The 14,607-nt window shown below is 58.6% G+C and carries 16 protein-coding genes; 7 read left to right on the forward strand and 9 right to left on the reverse strand.

Features of this window, described 5'->3' with window-relative positions; translation table 11 throughout:
• The first annotated feature begins 29 nt into the window (after positions 1–29).
• A complete protein-coding gene (locus tag NUW46_RS15180; protein ID WP_418140542.1) occupies positions 30–1,154 on the forward strand; it encodes a GlxA family transcriptional regulator in 1,125 nt (374 codons plus the stop codon).
• Here NUW46_RS15180 and NUW46_RS15185 read toward each other — a convergent pair.
• The 3 genes from NUW46_RS15185 to NUW46_RS15195 all read right to left on the reverse strand — a co-directional run bounded on the left by NUW46_RS15185 (position 1,146) and on the right by NUW46_RS15195 (position 5,221).
• Positions 1,146–2,882, reverse strand: a complete 1,737-nt coding sequence (locus tag NUW46_RS15185) for a formate--tetrahydrofolate ligase (protein WP_418140543.1) — start codon at positions 2,880–2,882, stop codon at positions 1,146–1,148. The genes NUW46_RS15180 and NUW46_RS15185 overlap by 9 nt on opposite strands.
• Positions 2,879–3,793: a methylenetetrahydrofolate reductase gene (locus tag NUW46_RS15190; RefSeq protein WP_418140544.1), complete on the reverse strand. Its 915-nt coding sequence runs from the start codon at positions 3,791–3,793 to the stop codon at positions 2,879–2,881. The genes NUW46_RS15185 and NUW46_RS15190 overlap by 4 nt, the downstream gene beginning before the upstream one ends.
• Positions 3,794–3,859: 66 nt before the next feature.
• Complete coding sequence (locus NUW46_RS15195; RefSeq protein ID WP_222465161.1) at positions 3,860–5,221, reverse strand: glycine cleavage T C-terminal barrel domain-containing protein; 1,362 nt, start codon at positions 5,219–5,221, stop codon at positions 3,860–3,862.
• A gap of 351 nt (positions 5,222–5,572) precedes the next feature.
• Here NUW46_RS15195 and codB point away from each other — a divergent pair, with 351 nt between their 5' ends.
• Genes codB through codA form a run of 3 tightly spaced genes read left to right on the forward strand, consistent with a single transcriptional unit; the run spans position 5,573 to position 8,766 of the window.
• Positions 5,573–6,856 carry a cytosine permease gene (gene codB, locus NUW46_RS15200; RefSeq protein ID WP_418140545.1) on the forward strand — a complete coding sequence of 428 codons (1,284 nt, stop codon included), beginning with the start codon at positions 5,573–5,575 and terminating at the stop codon, positions 6,854–6,856.
• The gene (locus NUW46_RS15205) at positions 6,857–7,480 is read left to right on the forward strand and encodes a PucR family transcriptional regulator (RefSeq protein WP_418140546.1); all 624 of its coding nucleotides are present in this window, start codon (positions 6,857–6,859) and stop codon (positions 7,478–7,480) included.
• Between the two features lie 29 nt (positions 7,481–7,509).
• Positions 7,510–8,766, forward strand: coding sequence for a cytosine deaminase (gene codA / locus NUW46_RS15210; RefSeq protein WP_418140547.1), 1,257 nt, complete (start codon positions 7,510–7,512; stop codon positions 8,764–8,766).
• A 14-nt stretch (positions 8,767–8,780) separates the two neighbouring features.
• Here codA and NUW46_RS15215 read toward each other — a convergent pair whose 3' ends face one another.
• Both NUW46_RS15215 and NUW46_RS15220 read right to left on the reverse strand, forming a co-directional pair.
• A complete protein-coding gene (locus NUW46_RS15215) occupies positions 8,781–9,236 on the reverse strand; it encodes a DUF4112 domain-containing protein (protein WP_418140548.1) in 456 nt (151 codons plus the stop codon).
• 20 nt (positions 9,237–9,256) lie between these two features.
• The gene (locus tag NUW46_RS15220) at positions 9,257–9,904 is read right to left on the reverse strand and encodes a DsbA family oxidoreductase (protein ID WP_418140549.1); all 648 of its coding nucleotides are present in this window, start codon (positions 9,902–9,904) and stop codon (positions 9,257–9,259) included.
• Between the two features lie 176 nt (positions 9,905–10,080).
• On the opposite strand from NUW46_RS15220, the gene NUW46_RS15225 reads away from it, so the two are divergent.
• Together NUW46_RS15225 and tenA are read left to right on the forward strand one after the other, a co-directional pair.
• Positions 10,081–10,293 (forward strand): penicillin-binding protein, encoded by a 213-nt coding sequence (locus NUW46_RS15225; protein ID WP_136630549.1) that lies wholly within the window; start codon positions 10,081–10,083, stop codon positions 10,291–10,293.
• Positions 10,294–10,318: 25 nt separating this feature from the next.
• Positions 10,319–10,987: a thiaminase II gene (gene tenA / locus NUW46_RS15230; RefSeq protein ID WP_418140550.1), complete on the forward strand. Its 669-nt coding sequence runs from the start codon at positions 10,319–10,321 to the stop codon at positions 10,985–10,987.
• Positions 10,988–11,019: 32 nt separating this feature from the next.
• Here the strand turns inward: tenA and mtgA are convergent, their stop codons facing one another.
• Entirely contained in the window at positions 11,020–11,712 is a 693-nt protein-coding gene (gene mtgA, locus NUW46_RS15235) for a monofunctional biosynthetic peptidoglycan transglycosylase (RefSeq protein WP_418140551.1), read from the reverse strand.
• Between the two features lie 109 nt (positions 11,713–11,821).
• On the opposite strand from mtgA, the gene NUW46_RS15240 reads away from it, so the two are divergent.
• Complete coding sequence (locus tag NUW46_RS15240) at positions 11,822–12,124, forward strand: 2OG-Fe(II) oxygenase (protein ID WP_418140552.1); 303 nt, start codon at positions 11,822–11,824, stop codon at positions 12,122–12,124.
• Between the two features lie 46 nt (positions 12,125–12,170).
• On the opposite strand, the gene NUW46_RS15245 is transcribed toward NUW46_RS15240, so the two are convergent.
• The 3 genes from NUW46_RS15245 to NUW46_RS15255 are packed head-to-tail and all read right to left on the reverse strand — an operon-like array spanning position 12,171 to position 14,535.
• The gene (locus NUW46_RS15245; RefSeq protein WP_418140553.1) at positions 12,171–13,049 is read right to left on the reverse strand and encodes an amino acid ABC transporter substrate-binding protein; all 879 of its coding nucleotides are present in this window, start codon (positions 13,047–13,049) and stop codon (positions 12,171–12,173) included.
• 24 nt (positions 13,050–13,073) lie between these two features.
• Entirely contained in the window at positions 13,074–13,793 is a 720-nt protein-coding gene (locus NUW46_RS15250) for a DnaJ domain-containing protein (RefSeq protein WP_418140554.1), read from the reverse strand.
• 46 nt (positions 13,794–13,839) lie between these two features.
• Positions 13,840–14,535 carry a VWA domain-containing protein gene (locus tag NUW46_RS15255; protein ID WP_418140555.1) on the reverse strand — a complete coding sequence of 232 codons (696 nt, stop codon included), beginning with the start codon at positions 14,533–14,535 and terminating at the stop codon, positions 13,840–13,842.
• Positions 14,536–14,607 lie beyond the last annotated feature (72 nt).

A 14,607-nucleotide genomic window follows, 5' to 3' on the forward strand; every position in this document is an offset into this window, starting at 1 on the left:
CCGGCCCAGGCGGGGCAAGGGGGTTGATTATGACCACTGATACCGGCTCGCAGACAGACAGGCCCGTTCAGCCGCCCTATCGGGTCGGCTTCCTGCTGATCGACAATTTCACCCTGATTGCCCTTGCCACCGCGGTTGAACCCCTGCGAGTGGCCAACCAGATGGCCGGTACCGAACTCTACTCCTGGAAGCTGCTGACAGCCAACGGCGATTACGCCCGTGCCAGTGACGGCATCACCATGGTGCCGGATGCCTCCATTCAGGAAGAGCACAACTTTGATCTGGTCATCGTTGTTGCCGGGATTGACGTCACCCGCAGTTTTTCACGCCCTGAGGTTCAGTGGCTGAGACAGATGGCGCGGCAGCATGTGCTGCTGGGGGCTGTCTGCACCGGACCCTATGTGCTGGCCAGCGCCGGGCTGCTCGACGGCTACGCCTGCAGTGCGCACTGGGAATGTCTGGAAGCCATGCAGGAACACTTTCCGCGAGTACAAACCAACAACCATCTGTTTACGGTGGAGCGTGAGCGCATGACCTGCACCGGTGGCACCGTGCCCATGCACATGATGCTCAGTTTCCTGGCGCGACGGCACGGCCAGGAACTCAGCAATGCCATCTCCCACATGTTTGTCTGCGACCGGGTCCGGGAGGAGACCGAACAGCAGCCCATGCCCATGCATCCGGGCCTGGCCCGCGCGCAACCGAAGCTGGCGGAGGCGGCTCAACTGATGGAGTCCAACATCGAGGAACCGATCGAGCTGCAGGAACTGGCAACCCTGGCAGGTATATCCCGCCGGCAACTGGAACGCCTGTTCCTGAAACATATGGGATGCACACCGTCTCGCTATTACCTCAGGGTGCGACTGAACCGGGCCCGCCGGCTGCTGAAGCAGACCTCCTGCTCCATCGTGGAGATTGCCTCTATGTGCGGCTTCGTTTCTGCCACCCATTTCAGCCGTTGCTATCGTAAAATCATGGGGCGGGCGCCCAAATACGAAAGGATGGCAGTCTTCACTCCAGCCAGGGCCGAAGGTCTGCTGAACGAGACCATGGGCAGTTTGTCGTCTTCATCCCTGCAAGCCCTGAAGCGGGCCCGGACTGAGCCCACCTACGGCACCTTTGAGAATTCCGCTAAACAGACGGCTTCAGGTTAACCCCACCACAAGACCATTTTCGTCCAGGGCAATGTCCAGGGCCGCCGGGCGTCTCGGCAGCCCTGGCATGGTCATGATGTCGCCACAGACCGCCACCACGAAGCCGGCTCCGGCGGCAAGGCGCACTTCCCTCACCGGTAACATATGCCCGGACGGCGCGCCCTTCACCGACGAATCCACCGAAAAGCTGTACTGGGTCTTGGCGATGCACACCGGCAGGTGTCCAAAGCCCAGGCTTTCGTATTCCTCCAGCTGTCGTTTGGCGACCGTTGTAAACTCCACGCTGCCGGCATGGTAGATACGGGTCGCAATGGTGCGAATCTTGTCCGCCAGGGGCAGGTTGTCTTCGTAGAGAAACTTCACCTCGGGTTTCCCCTGGTCCATCTGGTCGAGCACAGCCTGGGCGAGTTCCATGGCACCTTCGCCGCCAGTTGCCCAGTGATCGGCGGGCACTGCCCGCACGCCCAAATCCTCGCTAATGGACTGGACCAGCGCCATTTCCTCCTCGGTGTCATCCGGGAAACGGTTGATGCACACCACCGGGTTCAGACCAAATTGCTGCAGATTGCGGATATGCCGCTCAAGATTCGCGGCCCCCTTGCGCAGCGCTGCCAGGTCGGGAATCCCCAGTTGGCTGCGGGGAATACCGCCCTGCATTTTGAGGGCCCGGATGGTGCACACCACCACGGCGGCATCCGGCCGCAGCCCGGTGTGGCGGCACTTGATATCAATGAACTTCTCCGCACCCAGATCGGCGCCGAAGCCGGCCTCGGTAATCACCACGTCATTCAGCGCCAGCGCAGCCCGGGTGGCCGTGACCGAATTGCACCCGTGGGCGATATTGGCAAAGGGCCCACCATGAATAAACACTGGATTGTGCTCCAGGCTCTGCACCAGGTTTGGCTGCAGGGCTTCTTTCAGCAGTACGGTGAGTGAACCCTCGACCCCCAGATCACGAACGGTCACCGGCGACATGTCCGAACGCCGTCCAACGATGATATTTCCCAGGCGCTGCTTCAGGTCCGCGCGGCCATCCGCCAGGCAAAGGATGGCCATGATTTCCGATGACACCGTGATATCGAAACCGGTCTCACGAGGCACGCCATGTGCCGTCCCGCCCAAGCCACAGACCATGTTTCGCAGAGACCGATCGGTTATATCCATGACTCTGCGCCAGCTTATGTAACGCGGATCCAGCCCGGCCTCATTGCCCCAGTGAATGTGGTTATCAATCAGTGACGCCAGCAGGTTATGAGCGCTGGTGATGGCGTGGAAGTCACCATTGAAATGCAGGTTGATGTCCTCCATCGGAATCACCTGGGCCCGGCCTCCGCCCGCAGCCCCGCCTTTCATGCCAAAGCAGGGCCCCAGGGACGGCTCCCGCAGACACACGGAGGAACGCACTCCCAGGCGGTTGAAGCCGTCGTTCAGCCCCACGCTGGTTGTGGTCTTGCCCTCTCCTGCCGGGGTTGGCGTAATGGCCGTCACCAGTACCAGTTTTCCACGGGGGGCCGATTCAGACGTATCGACATAGGCCATGTCCAGCTTTGCCTTGTAATGGCCACAGGGCACCAGGCTCTCCGCCGGCAAACCGAAACGCTGCTGCGCCAGCAGAAGAATGGACTGGGGCTGGACCGAACGGGCAATCTCGATGTCCGGCGTGCCCGGCGGCGGGAAAGCCGAAGACGCCGGCGTCTCGGGTGTGAATTGATTGTACTGAAGACTCATGACACCGCCTCCCTTTTGTCGTCGACGGACCCGCTGTGTTCCCGAATCCATTGCGCTGACTGGCGCAGCCCTCCGAACGGAAACAGATGGATGCCCCGGAGCAGGGTCTCCGGATTTTCCAGGCAGTACTGCACCAGGGCCCGGACCATGTCGTCGGGTTTCCAGGCACCCAGCATCCGGGCGCTGCCAGGCCGACGGAGCAGCATACGGGCGGATGCGCCCACCCCGCACATAGCTGCGTAAGCGATAAGCGTTTTAACCCGCGTCGGGCCCGCCATGCCGATATAGACAGGCACCTCCTCCAGAATGTTGCCCAGCCCCTGCAGCCAGTCGATCACCACTTCAGCGTCGAAGGTGAACTGGGTGACCACCCAGAGCCTGGTCGCGATCGTACGGGCGTACTCACGCTTGACGCTCAACGCCTGTGCCAGGGTTGCCCTATCCGCCATCGGATGGCCATCCGGATGCGCCGCAACACCGATACCATGGAACCGGAACTGGGCCAGCAATCCCGATTCAAGCACGGCCAGGGTATCGGGGAACGGACCGGCCACCGCATCGCTGTCGCCCGCGATCAGCAGCAAACGGTCCACGCCGCTTTCCTGCAACTGGGCCAACCAGTCCTCCATCTGCCCCCGGCTCTGAGCCATTCGGGCCGGCACATGTGGCACCGGCTGCATACCCAGCTCCAGCAAACGGCGGGAGGCTGCCAGCGTATCGCTGAATTGCCCCTTGGGCAGGAAAGGAACGTAAACAGAGGTCCCGAAGGGCAGGAGATCGGGTAGATGCTCTGTCGTCAGGATCTGACGGGGCGTGGCCTCAATGGAAGCCGAGCGCACCAGCTCACGGAACCGCGCTGCTGCTTTCTCCTCGGGCCGAATGAACGCCTGCCTTTCGCTCATCAGTGTCATAAACCGCGCACCCCATCGCTCAAGGTGTTTACCCGGCAGCCGTTACTGCCGGTTTCTCCCGCCCTGTTAATCGGCGAAGTCGATCCCCTTGGCCCGCGCCCTCTCGCGGGCGTTCGGGTTCACCGAGGGCCGGAAGGGCACTTCCACCACTTCCGCCTCCACAGCGGTTGAACCATCCGCGGCAGCGTATTCCACAGGAAGATGCACAGTCAGCCTCGTGCCGACAGTTCGAAGATCAAAGGGCACGTAAGCCAGTGCGATGTTGGTCTCAAGCTCCGGCGAGTACCAGGGGGAGGTCACATAGCCCTCCGGTTCGCCGCCATCAGGGCCGCTGATCAGCCAGAAATCATTGGAGTAGTCAGTCACCTTGCCACCACCAAAACGGATGCCCACCATGATGTGGCTGAAAGGAGGACGCCCCGCTTCCACCTGTTCACGGATCTGCTCAAGCTTTTGCTTGCCGATATAATCGGCCTCCTTGTTGCGCGGAACCTGGTACGCCAGGTTGCACTGGAACGGCAGGGTTTCCTGATCCACATCCTGACCCCAGGACAGAATGCCCGCAGCAATCCGGCGATGGTGGGCGGGTGCTATGACCCGAAGATTGTGAGGCTCGCCTGCGGCAAGCACGGTGTACCAGAGGTCCTCGGCGTATTTGGTCGCTTCCTTGAGATAAATTTCGTACCCCTTCTCACCGGTGAAGCCGGTCTGGGAAACGATCACGTCGTGGCCGGCCACCTGGCCTTCCATAAGACCGTAATAGGGAATATCCCGAACGGCGTCGCCAAACAGATCCGCCATAAGCGCTTCGGATTTGGGACCCTGGATCTGCACGGGCGCGACATCAATTTCCGCAATGGTGACGTTGAAGCCCATGCCAATGTTCACGCCCCGCATCCAGAGTTCCAGATCACTGTCGGAGAGCGAGAACCAGAACTCGTCCTCGGCAACCCGCAGCAGAACAGGGTCATTGATGATGCCACCTTCTTCATTGCAGAGAATGACGTACTTGCCACGCATGGGCTTTATCTTGGTCGCATCCCGGGTGATCACGTAATTCACGAATCGCTCGGCATCCGGGCCTTTAACCTGGATCTGGCGCTCGACCGCCACGTTCCACATGGTGACGTCGTGGATCAGCGACTCGTACTCCAGCATGGCACCGCCGTCCTCAGGGCGGACATAACCCCGGGGGTGATACATCCGGTTGTAGACGGTCGCCCGCCAGCAGCCAGCCTCATAGGCCAGATGCCAATAGGGTGACTTGCGAACCCGGGTGGAGATCAGCATTTCCACCGGCGTAGGCCCGGATTGGCGCAGATTGATGGGAACGCGCCGATCAGACTGGTCGACGCTGTCGGGCTGGCGCGCCGCTCCCGCCCGTTGTTGTGGGTAATCCAGAAGTGCTTGCTCGAATTTAACGGCCATGGCTTTTTCCCCCTTGCCGGGTTGTCGATAGCCCTAATGTGGCCGTCTTTGAGGTTTCCGGGAGGAACCAATACGACACCCAGTCGACTAAAAGCGTCAGACCGATCTCAAGTGTGTTGGCGCAGCTTCTCCAAAAAGTAAAAACGGGGAAGCACGCACCAAATGTGCAAACAAGCCCATATTTCGCACCATGACAATGCAACCAGCCCCCTACCCAATCGACTGCGGCTACCCGACTGTGCATATTGCACAATAAAGAACCGGCAACCTGGCACAAATCAGCCTGAAAAGCGGCCATGGCACAAACGTTGCCAACTCTCCCCGTGTTACCTACGACACGGAGAGAACGTCATGACCACTGAACCAACACCCAAAGAACAGGATTATCCCTTAAGCCCTGTCCCCATGGATCAGCGTAAAAGCGTCTGGTCCATGGGGCTGGTCCTCCTTGGCTTTACCTTCTTTACCGCCACCATGTGGGCCGGTGGCAGCGTTGGTGTTGCCTTCGACTTTTCCACCATGCTCATGGTGCTGGCGGTCGGCAATCTGCTGCTTGGCCTCTACGCAGCAGGGCTCGGCTATATCGCCGCGAAAACAGGCCTGAACACTGCATTGATGAGCCGGTTCACCTTCGGCGAGCTGGGCAGCAAACTTTCCGACTTTATTCTGGGCTTCACCCAGATTGGCTGGTACGCCTGGGGCACCGCCACCATGGCCATTCTGCTGGTTAAACTCACGGGGATGCCGGAGGGGATGACAACACCGCTGATGGTGCTGTTCGGTTTCGCCTTCTGTGTTACCGCATTTATCGGTTATCAAGGCCTCGAGTGGCTATCCCGGGTTGCCGTGCCCGCCATGATCATCCTGGTGGCCGTCAGCATGTCTATCGCCACGTCCGATGCCGGCGGCCTGTCCGGGCTTCTGGCGATTACCCCGACGGATGAAATGACCGTTGCAGCGGCAATCACGCTGGTGTTTGGCACCTTTGTCAGTGGCGGAACCCAGGCCACCAACTGGACCCGCTTCGCGAAATCCGGCAAAACGGCGGTGATCGCCACATTGCTTGCTTTCTTCCTCGGTAACGGCCTGATGACCCTGATCGGCGCCTTTGGTGCCCTCGTCTATCAGCAGGCCGACATCGTCGACATCATGGTCGCCCAGGGTCTGGCCACACTCGGTATCCTGATGCTATTCCTGAATCTCTGGACCACTCAGGACAACACGGTTTACAACTTTGCGGTCGCAGGCTGTAACCTGATCCGTACCCGCCGCCGCAAGTCGGTGACCATTGCTGGTGCCGCGATCGGAACAGTACTGGCTGTACTGGGCATGTACGAGTGGCTGATACCGTTCCTTGTTCTGCTTGGCACCTTTATCCCGCCGATCGGTGGCGTCATCATGGCCAGCTACTTTGTCGGCTATAAACGCCAGTATCCGGACCTGACCACGGTTACACTGCCAGCCTTCAATGTCCCGGGGCTCGCGGCCTACGCCATCGGCTCCGCAGCCGCCTATACTTCTCCCTGGATTGCGCCCATTGTGGGTGTCCTCGTCGCGGCCCTGAGCTACAGCCTCATTCTGGTCGTCAGCGAAGCAGTCCGTGAGCGCAAAGCACAGGTGATGGGAGCGATCTAAGTGACACTGCGATGCCGGGACGTGCCACTTCTCCCCGGCCTGGACGCCATTCGGCTCCGGGGCGGGGAGTCCGCCGGAGATAACCCGGTACGTTGGCCCTATGTGGCAGAAAACCGCTCGTTCAAGAGCTGGGTCAAAGGCGGCGAGCTGGTATTTGTTACCGGCATCAGCCGGCATCGCAGCCCCCAGAATCTGGCGGAATGCCTCTATGAGGGTAAGGAATGCAATGCCTCCGGTCTCGTCGTCCTGACCGGAGACGCCTATATTGGCCAACTGCCCAACACGCTCTGCCGGCTGGCCGACGAACTTGCGATACCTCTGTTCGAACAGCCCTATTCGCTGCCCATGGTGGAAGTCACGGAGGCCATCGGCAGGGCCATCGTCTGGTCCGAACACACATCGATTGAGCAGGTGGATCCGTCCATTCTGGCCGATTCTACCGAATTGCTCGACGCCTGGATCGCCTGCCGGGGCAACCAGAGTGCCATGGCAGAGGCATTACGCTGCCACAGAAACACGATACGCAACCGAATAAACCAACTCAGTGAATCGTTACCAGGCCCGGGCAACACCACTGAAAAATTCAGAATACTCTTAAAGGCTCACCTGCTATTGAAACCATAAAGGTTGGTGAGCGACTTACCGGAGACAATATGACTACACCATTGAATGCCATAGCGAACGCACGTTTACAGGGCCAGGATGGGCTGTACAGGCTGGAGATCACCAACGGGCGCTTTTCAGGTATCACGGCCCAACCCGACAAGGCCACCACCAGAGACGGTGAACTGGATGCAGGGGGCAACCTCGTCACCGCACCTTTCGTGGAACCGCACATTCATCTTGACGCCGCCATGACAGCCGGGGAGCCGCGCTGGAACAAAAGCGGCACCCTGTTTGAAGGCATTGAATGCTGGTCCGAGCGCAAGACAACTTTGAACCACCAGGATGTCATTAACCGCGCCACCCAGACACTGAAACTGTTTGCCGCTCACGGCATCCAGTACGTCCGTACCCATGTGGACGTAACGGATCCGAGCCTGACGGCCCTCAAGGCCATGCTTGAGGTTCGCGAAAACACCGCAGCCTTTGTAGACCTGCAGATCGTTGCGTTTCCCCAGGAGGGCATCTGGTCTTTCAAAAACGGGCGTGAGCTAATGGAGGAAGCCGTGCGGCTCGGAGCTGATGTGGTTGGTGGCATCCCGCACTTCGAGTTTACCCGGGACTACGGCGCGGAATCCGTTCGCTGGCTGATGGAGCTGGCCCACAAAAACGACCGGCTGGTGGATGTCCATTGCGACGAAATTGACGATCCGGAATCCCGGTTCCTGGAGGTTCTGGCCGCCGAGTCCCTGAGACTGGATTACGGTTCCCGGGTATCCGCCAGCCACACCTGCGCCATGGGCTCCTACAACGACGCCTATTGCAGCAGACTGTTCCGATTGCTGAAAAAGTCCGGCCTTCGCTTTCTTTCCATGCCTACGGAAAGCCTGCATTTGCAGGGGCGGTTCGACAGCTACCCCAAACGCCGCGGGATTACACGGGTCCCCGAGCTGCTTGATGCCGGACTGAAAGTCGCCTTCGGCCAGGATTCCATCCGCGACCCCTGGTATCCCATGGGCAATGGCAACATGCTCCGCACCCTCGATGTCGGCCTGCACGCCTGCCACATGCTGGGAATGAGCTGGATTGACCGGTCGCTGGAACTGATTACCGACAATGGCGCGGCTGCGCTGGACCTTGATGAGTATGGCGTTTATGAGGGGATGCCAGCACGGTGCGTGGTTCTTCAGGGAACCACACCCTATGAAGTGCTGCTCGGACAACGACCGGTGCTGGCTTCTGTACGAGACGGGCAAGTGCTGGTCCGGCGGGAGGCATCCCACCCGGAATCCGGCCTGATGCTTTAAGAGAGTTGCCCGGTTCAGAACAAAAGCGTGAGGCCACCGGTCACCACGGCAAACAGAACCGACAACCCGATGACAGTCATCCAGGGGAAGGGCGGTGGAGGTGGCTCAATGGCCAGTTCCTTCTCCAGGTAATTTCGGAGCAGGCGGGTATTCCGCGTGTTGGCTTTGTAGACCGCATCGAACGCATCACCGACCACCGGGAAGAGCCCGCCCAGGAAATCAATGCCCATGTTGCGCAGCATGCGAAGCTTAACCGTCTTACTGGCGCCCGCCCGCTGCGCTTCCACCAGCACGTAGCTTGCCAGCACCAGGCCGGCCATGTCTCCCACCACGGGCAACAGGCCAATCACCGCCTCCGCGCCAATCCGTACTTTGGTGAACGGAATCGCGATGTTGCTATCGGTAAAGCGGCTGAATTTATCCAGCCGTGCCAGAATGGCCCGCTGCCGGGCTTCGGAAGGTTTCGGCATTTCTACTCCAGCTCAGGATTTCATTCGGGCTTTCCGCCTATTTCCTCGAACGCCTGCACCAGCGTATCCGGTTCCTGGGCGCCGGAGATCAGGTATTTCCCGTTCACGATGAATGCCGGCACCGCAGACACGCCCGCCTGTTGGTAGGTGGCTTCGTCTTCGCGAACCACACTGGCGAATTCATCAGAATCCAGAATCTGCTCTGCCCTCGCGCGATCCAGCCCAAGGCTCTCGACACAGCCCAACAACACGTCCCGGTCTGAAACGTCTTCTGCCTTTCCAAAATAGGCGTCGAACAACGCCTGTTTCATCTCCGTCTGCTTGCCCTGCTGGCCGGCCCACTTCACCAGCCGGTGAGCATCGAAGGTATTGCAGGTGAAACGCTCCTGCATTTTTTCAAAGTTGAGGCCCAGATCCTTCGCAATCGTCATCATCTGGTCCTGAGTAGCACGCATCTCTTCCTCGCTCCGGCCGTACTTGCGGGCCAACGCCGGCAGGATTGGCTCCCCCTCACCCGTATGATCCGGGTTCAGTTCAAAGGCATGCCACTGGACGCCGAATTCGTATTCAGGCGCCAACTGCTTCATGGCCTGTTCCAAGCGCGCATACCCAATGGCACACCAGGGGCAGGCGATGTCGGAAACAATGTCGATGCGAATCTTTTGCATGGGGAATCCTGTCAGCTGGTTGAATACATCATCCCTCAGACTAACACGGACACCGATCAGCAATCTCCCGCAAGATGCCCGGGGTCAATTGCTTTTCCGTGGCTGCCTGTCGGCCTTTCCCAAATGACTTGCGTATACTCTTCATCTATCAATCAAACCGCATGAGGAGTCTGCCAATGGCCGATGAAGATACACTCACCGCCCTCAAAACCGCCTTCACCTTCATGCCCCAGCCGGTCGAAATTAACCGGTTTGAATATGGGGATGATGCCGACAGAATTCTGGCTCAGGTGAACTTTGTGAGGGAAGTGTTGACCCGTCACGGCATTGATCCAGAAGAAGTGGCCGGCGAGATCAATCCGGACTCGTCCCCCAATTCCTGCTACTGAACCAACAGCATTTTCAGGAGAAAGCATGCCTTACCAGTTCGATGACCTGAAGAAGAGCTGCCAGGCCGAATGGCAAGCCTACATCCAGCATAGCTTCGTGCAGCAACTCGGTAATGGGTCGCTCGCGCCTGAAGCGTTCCAGCATTACCTGAAGCAGGACTACCTGTTTCTGATCCAGTTTGCCCGAGCATTCGCCCTGGCCGCTTACAAAAGCCCGACATTATCCGACCTCCGCCAAGCGAAAGAGGGTTTGCAGGCCATCCTGGATGTGGAGCTGGATCTCCACGTCAACTACTGCAAGGAGTGGGGCATCTCCGAGCAAGAGCTGGCGGAATTGCCAGAAGCCCGGGCCACTTTGGCCTACACACGCTACGTTCTGGATACTGGTAACCGTGGCGACCTTTTGGACCTGCACGTCGCCCTATCGCCGTGCATGGTGGGCTACGGTGAGATCGCCAACTGGCTGAACAGCCGGGCGGAGACTATCCGTGGCGACAGCAACCCCTATGATGCCTGGATCGCCATGTATGATAGCAAGGAGTTCCAGGAGGCGGTGCAAGCTGAAATTTGCTGGCTCAATGAACGATTGGCCGATGTCTCCCCTGCCCGCTTCAAAGAGCTGACCCGGATTTTCAGCGATGCCACCCGGCTTGAGATCGATTTCTGGGAAATGGGCCTGAAGCAGAGCGACTGACTGGGCGCCAATCCTCTTTAAACGCCTCTCAGCTAGAGATCGCGCAGGTACCCAGCACCAAGCTGTGCGATCTGCCCCTGAATCCAGGCCACTCGCTCCCGCACATAAGCGGACGGTGTGTTGACACGCAAAACCTTCGGATTTGGAAGCACGGCCGCGAGCAGCGCGGCCTGGTACTCGGTGAGGTGACGGGCAGGCTTGCCGAAATAGGCCTGGCTGGCGGCTTCGACCCCGTAGATACCGGGACCGAACTCAGCAACGTTCAGGTAAACTTCCAGTATGCGCTGCTTGGGCCAGAGGCCGTCTATGACAAGGGCCAGCCCTGCCTCAAGAGCCTTGCGGACGAAACTGCGCCCGTTCCACAGGAACAGGTTTTTAGCCGTTTGCTGAGTGATGGTGCTGGCCCCTCGAAGCCCCTCGCCCGCCCTGTACTCCGAGAGGGCTTGGCGTATAGCCTCAAAATCCACGCCCGCGTGATGCGGGAAGCGTTGATCCTCGCTGGCAACCACCGCCAGCGGCATCCAGGCAGAGATCTCATGTATGGGCACCCATTCGTGAGCGAGGGATCTGTTCGCGCTTTGAAGCTGATACCCCAGCATGAAGGCCGAGGTGGGTGGATTTACGAACCGGAACATCAGCACCACCAACAGGACCAGCACGATAGCGCCAGCGCATAGCAGCAAAAACCACCGCAAAAGCTTGCGAGCACCTGATGCTCTGGCCATCAATTCAACCCCCATCGTTGTACATTGCGGGACTCAGCAAATCATTGACCCATGGCCCGCAGACCGCGCACACTGCTCTGGTGTTTCTGTAAGAGCGTATGCCACGAACATGCCTGGCAAAGTGAAGACCCGGATTCTCTTTCATTCAAGACGCCTGAATATATACCTGGTCCGATATCCTCAAGGCCATAAGGTAGGGCCACATGTGGACATGGTCTCCGAGGGCCGGCTGTACAAACTTAATTATGTTTTGGCCAAGCCCAAGGCCGGAGGGGAATTCATCTGCGAGAAGAATATCTTCAATCTGTTCGGACGATTGTATCTTTTCCGTCCGGACCTATATCAACACAGGGTTTCAAGAATCGAAAGCGGTAACAGGTGGTTGCTGAGTTTTGCTCTGACGACGCCCTGATATCATTCAACCCAAGCAGAAATCGAGGTGTGGCGGCCTCCTTTACTTACCGTCCCAGGTACCTGAAACGCAGCACATTCTGATACTTGTCGATGTATCTCTGGTTGATGTCCGCGATCACCTCTGATTGCCGCAAATCATCGAAGCATTGATCAAATGCAGTGGCACGTTCACGGTCCCGAAAAACCATTTTGTGCGGCGCAGGGTTGAATATCGGTGCGAATCGAAAGGTATCCATCTGCGAGGGCCAGCTTTCACCACGACGCTTCTCACGAAATATTCTTCGATTGACCTCAGCCACCACGAATCCATCAGCCAGAATCGCATCGGCCCGTCCCATGAAGAGTAGGCGCGAGTGAATTGTCTGATCGGCAATCTCGGTAAGAGAGGCAAATTCCGAAACATTGCCGCTGATTCCCAGAACATCAACACCCTGACGGAAAGTAAGCACATCAAGACCGGCGAGGTCATTGATCCGCTCAACTGGCCCGATACGGGAATAATTATAGAAGGCCCCGTTCTGGTACCAGATGTAGGCAGAAGTAGAATACCCTGGAAGACGCCAGTGCAGGGGCACAGTCATGATGGCGTCGAAGTCCTCACGTTCCCGGTAGGTACGAGCATGCCGCTCGAAGGGCTGAAAAACGAACCGGGCGTCAAAACCGCACTCATTGAACGTTGCCAGCACAAGTTCAATATCCCGACCTTTGAGACTTGGCTCGGCTGCGCCCGGGATTTCGGGCGCGAGTACTTTCAGCCGCTTTAAAGACTCGGCGAGCCCGAACTGGGGCAAGCCGAGTATAAAAAGCAAGATCCACGAGATCAGCGTTGATGTCTTCAACCGAGGCGCTCTCCCCCAGGCCCAGAGAAGTCCAATTTTTGAACAATATCGCTTACCGTCACCACAGGCAACCGACTCTGGCAAAACGCCTGCGAACCTCGCCGTCCTTCAGCCCAGCAAACACTCCTTGGCTTCATTAATGCGCGCCGCCAGATAATTGCTGCCGCCATGATCCGGGTGCAGCTTCTGCATCATCCGGCGATGGGCCTTGATAATCTCGTCGCGGCTCGCGCCGGGCTCCAGCCCCAGGATATCCAGCGCTTCGCTCTCGGTCAGAGGAGCTCCAGCATTGCCATTTCCGCTTGACTTCGTGCCTTCGGAGGCGCCCTCATCATCCTGTCGCCAGGAATCACCGAACCTGCGATCCAGATAGCTTTCCAGGAGCCGGGCCGAGTCTTCGTCCTGCGCCCGGCAATACCGCAGCAGTTCCAGGAACTCGTTCTCGCTCAAATCTGACAACTCACGGCCCTCCATGGGCCCCTTTATGATTCTGCCACTCATGTTTCCGGAATCGTGGTCCAGGGTCATTTCCAGGATGTCACTGGTCACGTGAGATTGATTGCCGGATTTGGCTCGGGCTCCGCCAGCCATACCACCCAGTCCACCGCGCAACAGTGAGGGCAGCAATCGACGCAACAGCGGATAAAGAAACGCCAACCCGGCGAACACAAAATGCAGGCGTCCGGTTACGGCGAGAACGACCACGATCCCGATACCGACCAACAAAGCGAGTTTGAGAATGGCTGCATTACGTTGGCTGGCTGGCTGATTGCGCAACCACACCCAGGCAACAACCGCGACCACGATGGCAACAAGCGTTAACGGCACTCAGATACCCCGGGCGCATCGGCCCTCGAATGGATTTCCACAAGCACTATCGGATCTGCTTCGTCAGGCGCTTCACTTCCGGGGAGCTGCGGCTCGAAAAATCCTGCAACGCCTTGGCTCCCCCGGAAGCATAGACCGCAACCGCCGCCATAAGATCCTTCAGAACCTGCGGGCTGCTCCGATCAAAGGGCGCGTATGCGCCGCCGGAGAGCTTGCTCACCTGCTGGAAAACCGCCCTGGCGTGGGCGTCACTGCCTTCATGAAACATAAATACCGGCGTGCGCAGCATGCCCAATTCCCCGGCGGTATGGCAGAGCTCGTCTACCGGTTCCTCGCAGCAATCTCCGATAAACACCACCGCCTTGACGGGGTTTGTGCGAGTCTCTTTCACCGCGTGGGCCAATACCCGGCTGATCTGGGTTCGCCCACCCAGACAGGAAACGCCGTTCATCAGGTTCAGTAGCTGTCCGGCCCCGGTCACAAAGCCTGTGGCCTTGAACTCGCCAAAACCTCGATAGTAACAGAGCTGAATGGCCAACCCGCCCAGATCCCGGGTTGCCATAAACAGTTCGCTCTGCAAATGGCAAGCCTGATCCCAGGTTGCCTCCCGGCTTGCGGTTGCGTCCAACGCGAAAATCAGACGCCCCTGGCCGCCACCCTGTTTAGGCAGCGAGCGAACCTCGTTAATAAACTGATCGATCGCCTGTTTATCGGATCGGATTCGTAAATCTTTGTCGGCCATGGGCTCCTGAAAATCGCAGCGATTGGAGAATCTGACGCTAAAATAGTAGGGCATAGATCGCTCAATTCACAG

The organism is Marinobacter sp. MA, assembly GCF_048298425.1.
GTDB lineage: Bacteria > Pseudomonadota > Gammaproteobacteria > Pseudomonadales > Oleiphilaceae > Marinobacter > Marinobacter salsuginis.